Consider the following 9,589-nt stretch of genomic DNA (forward strand, 5'->3'; position numbering starts at 1 on the left):
GTATTTCATTTTAGTAATATATCCAATTTCACTGAGTGTAACTTGTATATAATAACGTAAAGTTTGACGTAGTTTTATAGATTAACGTAAGTTTTTGATTTGGTTTGTTATGCTATTTTTTCTAGTTTGATTTCTAATTGAAATTAAATGACTTTTTAATTTTAGGCAATTACCTATATTTGGATCGTGTTACCAAGCGTTGGATTGCTATTTTTATTCATTTTAATGACTTAATCTAACTTTAGGTTAATTCAGGCAAAGTACAAACTAAACCTCTAACCATTAGATGAAATTACATTAACGTGGTTGATAAATCCATGTCACTTTCCTATCTGATCTCGTCTTACAATATGCACTAAATTGTTTAAGGGTTCTGGTTTATGAAAATGGAAGCCTTGTAAGTAGTCGACACCGACATCTATTAGGTAATCTGCGATGGCTTCTGAGGTGACAAATTCAGCGACGGTTTCAATGCCTAGGGTCTTGCCAATGTCTGCCATAGACTTGACCATAGCCTGATCGAGCGGGTCGTTGTCTACGTTCCTGATAAAACTGCCATCAATCTTTAGATAATTGACGGGAAGGTTTTTGAGATAGTTAAAAGAAGATAAGCCCGCGCCAAAGTCGTCTAGTGCAAATTTAAATCCTTCAGCACGCAATCGTTCAATGAAAGCAGACGCCTTGGATATGCTTCCTATAGCGGCGGTTTCAGTTATTTCAAAGCAAATATCGGCTGGATTAATATTAAATTCCTTTTGATAAATTTCTATCTCTTCAATAATTTCGGTTTTATCTATGGATTTGCCGGACAAATTTATCGCGCATTTTATTTTATGGCCTGCCAGAGTTTTTCTTTGCTTATTTAGCCAGGCAAACGTGTGGCAAATGACCCAAGAGTCAATACGATGAATTAAACCATAACGTTCAGCCGCCGGTAAAAAGGCACTTGGCGGTATTATTAAGCCGTCAGCTTCTTTCATTCGGATTAGAATTTCAAAATGCAGAGGTGGTTTTTGCCCCTTTGTATGACTCGTCGACGGCGTAATGAGTTGGAAAAAGAGCTCAAACCCATTTTCTTGAATAACCGCTTCTTGTAATCGACCAGCCCAATGCGCGTCGCCGCTAATTTGTTCGATTTCAGCATCGGTTTTTTTAAATACAGAGACTTGGTTTTTACCGCGCTTCTTAGAGGTGTAACACGCAGAATCTGCTTGTATCAACACATCTTGTACATTAGTGGTTTGTGCATTTATTTCTGCAACACCAATACTCGTGGTGACACCAAACTCTTTTTTATCTTGTTTGTATTTGTACTGGGATATATTTAGTTTAATTTTTTCCGCAATGACTAAGCTTCGCTCAATTGGGCAGTCATTTAGTATAATGGCAAATTCATCTCCACCTAAACGCGCTAGCGTGTCTTGATGACGAATTGTCTCATTCATAATGCTACTGACTTCTTTTAATAACGTATCACCCGCGGCATGGCCGCAAATATCGTTAACAAACTTAAACTCATCTAAATCGATAAATATTAAACTATGTTCGACACCAGATTTAGGCTGGCTTTGCACGTCATCAACAATTTGTTGTAGGCGAATGTCAAACTCTCGGCGATTAAACAAGTCGGTAAGCGGGTCGTGGGTTGCCTGATGGTTTAATTTTGACTGTATTTGTTGAGACTGAGTGATGTCCTGGAACACAATAACAATGCCAGTTAGCTTATTTTCCTTATCAAAAATAGGGGAGGCGGTATAACGAATGGCGTATACATCGTCACTACGACTAAATAGCAATTGGCTTTTTTGAGTAATAATGGTTTTGCGATTTTGATTTATATTTGTGATTAATTGATCGTTTGGATGATCAGTGATTTTATCAACAGCACAAAACACTCGATGTAGTGGTTTACCTATGGCGTCTTTGTCTAACCAGCCAGTGAGTTTGGCTGCGGTACGGTTAATGTACTGTACGTTGCCACTAGGTGAAGTTGAAATAACCCCGTCACCAATCGAATCTAGCGTTTTATTGGCTTTTTCTTTTTCTTGGAATAAATCGTTTTCGGCAATTTTTTGTAAAGTGATGTCGTGTACGAAACAAATGGTTTCATCTTCACTGTGGCTACTGGCAGACGCCGTCATATTAAGGAAGATCGGTTCTTTTGTTGTGGTAAGTTCACCTTCAACAAATATCTCTTCGATGGTGTCGAAAACGGCCACCCAGGGCAGATGGGTGATGTTAACCTGTTGTGGTAAAGCGAGAGCTTTTTGTGGGGTAATTAATTGTTCAAAGGGAATAGGGAAGTGATGGCTATCGGAGATACCAAAAATTGCTTTAGCAGCTGGATTTGCATTTATTACCTGAGCGTCTTTGTTTAACGTAAGAATACCAGCTTGAACATCTTTAATAATGTTTTTGGTTTTTTGAACCGCATCTTCAGCGCGTTCCATTAATTGATTGTATTTTTGGGCTATTTGGCCTACTTCGGTAAACGGCTCAACCGGTAGACGCTTCGACAAATCTTCATCAACATTAGCGTCATTTACGGACAATAAGAAGTCAACTAAGTCTGTTCGAGCGTCATGCTCTGAAACGTTCAGCCCTACATATTCTTCCTCAGGCGTGACTCGTAGTCGATAAAATCGACTAATAAGTTTTAATAGCATCCAAGTAATAGAGAAGGTCCAAACGGCACAAATTAGTATGCCTATTAGTTGCGCTTGAAACTGCTCCGAGCGAGACAATCCGGTTCCTAATAACTCTAAGTCAGAAAATAGCGCAACAGCAATTGTGCCCCAAATGCCAGCAAATAGATGAGCCGGAATCGCATCAATGGCATCGTCTATTTTGTAATGAACTAACAAGGCCGAACCGTAATAGACGATAACGCCGCCTACGGCACCGATGACAATGGCCGCAGGTTGCCCGACGGCATGGCAGCCCGCCGTTATAGATACTAATCCCGCAATTATGCCATTTAATGGCGCAACGCTCGTTTGAACATTAGGGTTTTTCGCGAACGAGCTAAGTAAATAGCTGCTGATACCGCCGGCCATGGCCGCCATAATAGTATTTACAATAATAGTTGGCACTAAGTTGTTAAACTTTAAGGTACTTCCTGCGTTAAAACCGATCCAGCCAATAATAAACAAAATAATGGCTAAGGTAGCTAGGGTTAAGTTACTTGCTGAAATATGCTGACGGCCTTTTTCAAAAACTCCGGTTCTAGGCCCAATGATGATAACCGCGGCTAAAGATGCCCAACCGCCTAAACTGTGCACTACTGTGGAACCGGCGAAATCGACAAAACCTATGTTGCCTAAATAACCTTTATCTCCGCCTAAAGCTCCTCCCCAAGTCAGGTGGGTAAATATTGGGTAAATAAGGGATGCGACAATGACGGCAATAAACAAGTAAGCTAAAAACCGAGTTCGTTCTGCTACAGCGCCAGATACAATTGTAATAGCGGTGGCACAGAACATTGCTTGAAATAAGAAGAAACTGCCTAATTCAGGGGTGTTTTGATCTATAGTTACAAAAAAATAATTAGTGCCTAATGTGCCACCCCAGGAATCACCAAACGCAAGTCCAAATCCGATAGCCCACCACACCATAAAAGTGACAACCAGATCGGCTAAATTTTTCATAGCGACGTTAATAGAGTTTTTTGTTCTGGTAAGCCCAGATTCAAAACAGAGGAAACCTGCCTGCATGATAAGCACCAAAATGGTGCCGAACATTAACCATAATGTATCAATTGTCACTTTAACTCCTTTACGCTAATTAGGGCTTGAAATCTGATTAACTAAATGCAAGGCATTGATTTATAGGTATTTGTTATTTAATACAATAAATTTGAATATACTGGTTATTATAAATAACGTGTCACTGAACTTGTAAAGAGCAATAAACCTGCCACTTGCCTTTAGCTACGAATAGCATGGGGTCAGAGTTGCTGATTTAAAAAAAGTGGCGTGTATTCATAAAGATATGACGGTAATTATAGCTAAGGTGGAGTTTCTGGCAACTTTCGGGAGCTCTTTAAATTCCCACTAAGGCAAGGGTATAGGAGCGCACTAATTTGTTGAACTAAAGCCTTTGGCAAACACACTACATACTTGTTCTACCATCACTGACAACTCTTCTTCTGTGCGTTCCGGTTGCCATTTAATTGCTCGTTCCCAATAAACCAATTGTTTTAAGCTACCATAAAACATAGTTGCCGCAGTTTTTGCGGGGATCCCCTCCAATGCGCCGGCTCGCTCGGCTGTGGAAAACCAGCCAGACATGCCTTTTTCGCAGTCTTTAAATTTTGAATTCACTTTATCCGCAGCTTCTTTAGAACGCATGGACTCAATGATCACGATACGTGACAGCGTTAAATAATCTTCATTATTGGTTAACTTAATTGCTTGGTAAGCGAGTTTTCTCAATTGCTCATGCATAGGAATATCCATTTGATAGGGACATTCTGTTAGGCGACTAATTGTACCGAGTTGCAAATCTATAACGGCGTCAAACAATTCATCTTTGTTGGCGTAATTTTTATATAACGTTCGTTTGGAGACTTGAGCTCGTTTGGCGATATGTTCCATGGTGGAGCCCAAAACACCAAATTTAGCAAATTCACTAATAGCGGCACACAAGATATCGTCTTGTTTAGAGTTACTTTTCTCCGGACAATTGCCTAGCGAATTGCATAAGGTCATAATTTTTCGCGCCTTTAAATGATAGTTACCGTTTCAATTAACATGCTAACGGACAATTTAATATTTTTTACAAACAAAGTAAACGATTGCGTGTACCTGTAATTATTTTTAGTATACACTATCGTTTACTTTTGCTTAACCCCTTATTTATAAACGTACTGAATTGAGTTTGGAACCAATATGCAAATTAAGAATATTCAAGTTTTACCCCTTTTAAAACTCCCTGTTTTAACAGTCATTTCTCTTATAATGGTTGGTTGCGGTGAAACACCTTCTGCCGGTGGCCATGGTGGAATGCCTCCTGCGAGTGTGCAGGTTATGTCGGCAACGACTCAGGACGTACCTTTTAATATTGAATTACCAGCGACGTTGTCTGGTTCTAAAGAAATTGAAGTACGTTCGCGTGTGGGTGGTATTTTAACATCGAGAAATTTTGATGAAGGCCAAACTGTAACAACAGGGCAGTCTTTGTTCACGGTCGATATTGAACCGTATCAATTGGCTGTGGCTCGCGCAGAAGCGTCTTTAGAAAGTGCCAAGGCAACGTTAAATAAAGCAAATAAAGATGTCGCTCGATTATCAAAATTAAAAAACACTATGTCTATTTCTCAAAGTGAATTAGATAGTGCCCAGGCCTCCGTAGAAGTCTCTGAAGCTGAAGTGAACAAAGCAAAAATCGAATTAAAACAAGCTAAATTGAATCTAGATTACGCTCAAGTTAAAGCGCCTATTGGTGGTGTAATGGGTCGAGAATTTGTGTCTGTAGGTACATTTGTATCAGGCCCAGAGCTCCTATTGAGCCAAATTACGCAACTTGACCCAATCCGTTTACGTTTTGGTTTGTCTGAGCGTGAACAACTCGCGATGCGTAAAGACCAAACTGCCGGCAGTCTAACGTTACCTGAAAATGGTCACTGGCAAGCAAGCATTAAACTACAAGATGGTTCTGCTTATGCTCATGCTGGATCTGTTAACTTCAACGACATTCGTGTAAATCAAGCAACTGGCACAAGTGAATTACAAGCCATTATTCCTAATCCTGAATTTAGTTTACGACCGGGACAATTTGTACGGGTTTCGCTATCTGGTGCTATCCGTAAAAATGCTTACGTAGTGCCACAACGAGCCGTTTTAGACAATGGAACTGGCAAATTTGTATACCTGGCGGCTAAAGCAGAAAACGGCATGTTGATAGCGCAACCTGCACCTATTAAAGTTGGCGAGTGGGTACAACAAACGGTTGATGGGGAAATTAAAAACTTTTGGGTTGTCCGTTCTGGTTTGAAACAAGGTGACCAAGTGATAATTGATGGAATGGCACGTATTTTCTTCCCTGGTATGCCGGTCGCAATTGCTCAAGAAGCCGCACCAACAGCAACTAAATAAACGCAAAGTAAGTTAATAAAAGGACAGTTCATGTTTTCAAGATACTTTATTGACAGACCCATATTTGCGTTTGTCATTTCCATTGTCATTGTATTAGCAGGCTTAGCTTCAATGCGAAGCTTGCCTATTGCACAATACCCACAAATTTCGCCTCCGGTTGTAAATGTAACAGCAATGTACCCAGGTGCGTCTGCAGAAGTACTGTCGCAAACCGTTGCATCGCCGATCGAAAACGCTATTACTGGCGTTGAAGGCATGATGTATATGTCATCGACCTCTTCAAGTTCAGGCGTAGTAACTATTTCAGTTACATTTGAAATAGGCACAGACGTAGATAAAGCAACAGTAGATGTAAACAACCGAGTTAAACAGGTTGAAGCAAGGTTGCCAGAAGAAACTCGCAGACAGGGCGTTGTCGTTGAAAAGGCGTCTTCAAGCTTTTTGCAGATCCATGCTTTTTACTCACCAGATGGCAGTAAATCGAGTTTGTGGACGTCAAACTACGTGACGTTAAATATTCTAGACCGAGTTAAACGTATTCCTGGAACCACCAGTGTCCAAGTTTTTGGTGCCAAGGATTACGCAATGCGTATTTGGTTGCGTCCAGATATCATGAGCCAGTTAAAAGTGACTGTAGATGATGTTGCCGGTGCAATTAGAAGTCAAAATTCTCAATATGCCGCCGGTAAAATTGGTGCGACGCCTACGTCGAGTTCGCCACAGGAGTTAGTGTATAACGTAACTGCTCAGGGACGTCTGTCACAGCCTGAAGAATTTGAAAACATTATTATTAGAGCAAATCCTGATGGCAGCAGTTTACGATTAAAAGACGTTGCGCGTGTTGAATTAGGTGCCAAAGATTATAACTTTAAGGGAACATTTAATGGCAAAGAGGCCGTCTTATTAGGTGTATTCTTAAAACCTGGCTCAAATGCTTTGGATGTTGCAAGTGACGTAAATGATGTAATGGCTGAGGTTAAAGCTGCGTTTCCACAAGGTTTAAAACACTCAACCTCTTATGACACAACTCGTTTTGTAGAAGTTTCTATATCCGAGGTTGTAAAAACATTAGCAGAAGCCATGGTATTGGTATTTTTAGTTGTTTTCCTATTCTTACAAAACTGGCGAGCGACATTAATTCCAACATTGGCCGTACCTGTTTCATTGCTTGGCACATTTGCTGGCTTATATATGCTTGGATATTCAATCAATACGCTAACCTTATTTGGCATGGTGTTATCCATTGGTATTGTTGTCGACGACGCTATAGTTGTACTTGAAAACGTCGAACGAATTATGCATGAAGAAGGTGTTAGTGCGCGTGAAGCCGCAATTAAAGCAATGAAAGAAGTCAGTGGACCAGTTATCGCCATCGTTCTTGTGTTGTGTTCAGTTTTTGTTCCTATCGCATTTTTAGGTGGCTTAACGGGAGAATTGTTCCGTCAGTTCGCAATAACAATTTCAATATCGGTATTTTTGTCAGGTGTTGTGGCATTGACCATGACGCCAGCACTTTGTGTTTTGATCTTAAAGCAAGAACATAAACAAACGTCTGCTTTTTTCCTTTGGTTTAATCGCAAATTCACTGCAATCACAGGTAAATATGTAAGTACGGTTAGCTTTATGGTTCGACGTGGCTTTTTAGGTTTGGTACTTGTGGTCGGTATGATTGCAATTACTGGCGCGATGTGGAAAAACACACCAAGTTCATTAGTACCAGATGAAGACCAAGGATTTTATATATCAGCGGTATTTTTGCCAGATGGTGCATCATTGGCCCGCACAGAAGAAGTTGTTGGCGAAGTAATAGAGGCCGTACGCTCAAACCCTGCGAACTTAGACATTGTCGCGTTTACTGGTTTTGACTTCATCGGTGGTGGTTATAAAAATAATGCCGCAACGTTATTCGTTACCCAAAAAGATTGGAGCGAACGTGAACAAGACACCAACTCTTTGGTCGGCGAATTGTTTATGAAAACCGCACATATTAAAGAAGCCTTAGTTTTAGCGTTTAACCCACCTGCAATTATGGGGTTAGGCAATACTGGCGGCTTTGAAGTCTACCTACAAAGTAAAGGCAACAACAGTACCGAAGAGCTTAAACAAGGCATGCAGATCTTAATGGGGGCAGCGCAAAAAAGTCCAATATTAGGTGGCATACAAACGTTATGGCGTCCAAATGCTCCGCAACTTAGTGTTGATCTTGACCGCGAACAAGCTCGTGCAATGGGCATTAATATTAGTGATGCGTTTAGTGCGTTAGCGGGCAACTTAGGCACTTACTACGTAAATGACTTTAATAAGTTTGGTCGTGCATGGCAGGTCGTAATGTCTGCAGAAGCAGAGTTTAGAAACTCGCCTGAAGACATAGGCCGTATATATGTTAAGAGTCAATCTGGTGAAATGGTTCCTATCTCGGCTTTTGCTGATGTGAAGTTCAGTCGCGGGCCTGACAGTCAAGACCGATATAATAACTTACCAGCAGTTAAATTATTAGGTAGTGCCGCACCGGGTTATAGTTCTGGTCAAGCGATTGCTGAATTGGAACGCATTGCAAAAGAAGTATTACCACCAAACTTAACGTATGAATGGACGGGTGCCGCGTATCAAGAAAACCAAAGTTCGGGTACAACTGGTTTAGCTTTAGGCTTGGCTGTAATTATGGTGTTTTTAATACTGGCAGCACTTTATGAGCGTTGGTCATTACCAATTTCAGTATTGTTAGCTTTGCCTTTTGGTACATTTGGCGCACTCATTTCAGTTTGGATAGCAGGCCTAACAAATGACGTTTATTTCCAAATTGGCCTAGTTACCCTGTTGGGGTTAGCGAGTAAAAATGCCATATTGATTGTTGAATATGCCCTAATGAAACATCAAGAAGGCTGGAGCGCGAGTAGCGCGGCACTTGAAGCTGCACGATTACGTTTCAGACCTATCATTATGACATCACTTGCCTTTATCCTTGGTGTAGTGCCTTTAGTCTTCAGTTCTGGAGCTGGGGCAGGCGCACGTCATAGTGTAGGCACTGGGGTCATGGGCGGTATGATGGCTGCAACGTTCCTAGCTGTATTTTTTGTACCAATGTTCTTCTATTGGTTAACAGAACGTAAGCTAACAGAAAAACGTTCACGCCAAGAACTTGCAGATGAAATTGCGGAAAACCACAAAAAAGAACACGTAAAAACCCAAGAAGGTTTAGTGTAAGTAATCCTCATTTCAATTGTTAAAAAAGGAACCTAAAAGGTTCCTTTTTTATGTGCTGTGACCCATACTGGAGTAGTTTTAGTTTTAGTTTTAGTTTTAGTTTTAGTTTTAGTTTTAGTTTTAGACTGTTTTTATATACAGTATTGAATGTTTTTCCTCCTAAGTCAGAAAAAGAGGAAACTTTCCTCATTTCCACAAATTTACCAAAAGATTACAATCTCCCAAACATAAACGTTGCAAGCACCCCAAAGAATTTGCTACTAATAAATAAAATAAACACAGGGAAAATA

4 protein-coding genes are annotated in these 9,589 nt (G+C 40.5%); 2 read left to right on the plus strand and 2 right to left on the minus strand.

The window, feature by feature from the left end:
- Positions 1 to 320 precede the first annotated feature (320 nt).
- A complete protein-coding gene (gene amt / locus Q4575_RS18915; protein ID WP_303523867.1) occupies positions 321 to 3,764 on the minus strand; it encodes an ammonium transporter in 3,444 nt (1,147 codons plus the stop codon).
- Positions 3,765 to 4,076: 312 nt separating this feature from the next.
- Entirely contained in the window at positions 4,077 to 4,709 is a 633-nt protein-coding gene (locus tag Q4575_RS18920) for a TetR/AcrR family transcriptional regulator (RefSeq protein ID WP_303523868.1), read from the minus strand.
- 180 nt (positions 4,710 to 4,889) lie between these two features.
- Between Q4575_RS18920 and Q4575_RS18925 the strand changes: the two genes are divergently transcribed.
- Together Q4575_RS18925 and Q4575_RS18930 are read left to right on the plus strand one after the other, a co-directional pair.
- Positions 4,890 to 6,095 carry an efflux RND transporter periplasmic adaptor subunit gene (locus Q4575_RS18925; RefSeq protein WP_303523869.1) on the plus strand — a complete coding sequence of 402 codons (1,206 nt, stop codon included), beginning with the start codon at positions 4,890 to 4,892 and terminating at the stop codon, positions 6,093 to 6,095.
- 30 nt (positions 6,096 to 6,125) lie between these two features.
- Complete coding sequence (locus Q4575_RS18930) at positions 6,126 to 9,299, plus strand: efflux RND transporter permease subunit (protein ID WP_215962738.1); 3,174 nt, start codon at positions 6,126 to 6,128, stop codon at positions 9,297 to 9,299.
- Positions 9,300 to 9,589: the final 290 nt, after the last annotated feature.

It is taken from the genome of Psychrosphaera sp. 1_MG-2023 (assembly GCF_030548245.1).
GTDB classification, from domain to species: domain Bacteria; phylum Pseudomonadota; class Gammaproteobacteria; order Enterobacterales; family Alteromonadaceae; genus Psychrosphaera; species Psychrosphaera algicola.

Excerpts from the sequence above, each read along its gene's own strand:
- Q4575_RS18925 (WP_303523869.1), top strand. The coding sequence starts at position 4,890 with ATGCAAATTAAGAATATTCAAGTTTTACCCCTTTTAAAACTCCCTGTT.
- Q4575_RS18920 (WP_303523868.1), bottom strand. The coding sequence starts at position 4,709 with ATGACCTTATGCAATTCGCTAGGCAATTGTCCGGAGAAAAGTAACTCT.
- Q4575_RS18930 (WP_215962738.1), top strand. The coding sequence starts at position 6,126 with ATGTTTTCAAGATACTTTATTGACAGACCCATATTTGCGTTTGTCATT.